Source organism: Candidatus Nitrosocosmicus agrestis, from assembly GCF_008389435.1.
Lineage (GTDB): Archaea > Thermoproteota > Nitrososphaeria > Nitrososphaerales > Nitrososphaeraceae > Nitrosocosmicus > Nitrosocosmicus agrestis.
In genome coordinates, this window is the sequence record NZ_VUYS01000040.1 from 1 (window position 1) to 1409 (window position 1409).

Sequence of the window (1409 nt, forward strand, 5' to 3'; positions counted from 1 at the left end):
AGAAACTCGAATTCATTATCCTCATGCCAAAAACCTAATCGCTGATGTAGCCAGGGAAAAAAATTCCCATCCTTCTTTTCAAACTCTTTTTTCATTATTCTCACAATCTTTTCAGAAACCTGTCCAGGCTGACCATATAATTTTTCCTTTGACTTGAACTTAAAACCCAAATTTTCATATTTTTCATGAACACAAGAAACCACTTTGGGCAACCAAGTTCTGTTAATAGGAGGGATCAATAGATTGCCCTTGGCTTCAAAAATAGTCTCCGGTCTGTCGGTATTGAATCGAACAGTAAAGGAACAAACGTCTGGAAAATATAATAGCTCTTCTTGCAAAGATCCTGAGTCTGTAATTTCAGCCCAGCATTTACCACTATCCAAAAATTCAATAACATGACCATAAACTTTCCATAAGGTAGTAATTAAGAATCTTTGAGGATACTCCTTCTCTAGGTTTAAAAGTAAAGTATGGAGATTATATTTTTCGAGTGCTGATATGGTGCCATTTAGTAAAACCAAAACCACGTTAAAATCTGTCGATTTTATCAAGTCAACCAGACCCCCAATGATCGCGTTGAATCTGTGAGTAGTAAGGTTCTCTCTACGATGAATATCCATTCGAATCCATCTACCAGTTTCTAATTTAGGATATAAGTCAAAGACGCTTTGAGTAGGCTTGTTACTTCTTTTTAAATTAATAGCATCCACCACAGTGTTACCGACAACATAAATGTCTTCTTCCGGATAACCTTCCCGAATCAAGTGTTTCTTATTAAGTTCGGTCGGTGCAAAGAAGAATTTTGTTCCTGCAGAGCAGACCCAGGTATCTATTTGTTCGGGAAAAGGTTCTTCACGGGCAATGAACCACTCTTTTGATATCTGATCAGTTATAAATTTCTCTACCCCAATTTCATCTGGGATACTGTTAATTTTGATATTCTTTACCCCATTTGGACTCATAGATCGGAGTCCCGCTTCGTTTTGACCAACCTTTTGACCCATACCAAATATCCAAGACAAGGTTGCTACACCGGCAACCAAAGTGTCTCCATGAACAATTGGTAATAAATCGGTATTTGGAAAACGGTCTTTTAGGTATCGTCCAAACTGCCCGAACTTTAGCATGAGATCGCTAGATTTCTGGATCAGATCACCCCTAATCTGAAGATCGCATGCTATAGAATCTTCTAACTCAAATTCCTTTATACCGTAGCTAAGTAATTCGTCATAATGTTGTCCAGTAGAAATAATAAGAGAAGGTAAACCCTGTTTTATTGACTCTATAAGGACTGGAGCTTGTTTATAAAAATCTGGTTTTGTCCCTATGACAATTGCCAAGACCTTATTAAAATTTGAATTTCTTGACAGCAAGGTATCCACATTGTTATTATAAACCTCAATAGGAAG

The 1409-nt window shown here is 37.1% G+C and carries 1 protein-coding gene; it reads right to left on the minus strand.

Annotated elements, in window-relative coordinates:
- A partial coding sequence (locus tag F1Z66_RS15090) for a UDP-N-acetylglucosamine 2-epimerase (RefSeq protein WP_149864458.1) occupies positions 1-1382 on the minus strand: 1382 nt, incomplete at its 3' end.
- Between the last annotated feature and the right edge of the window lie 27 nt (positions 1383-1409).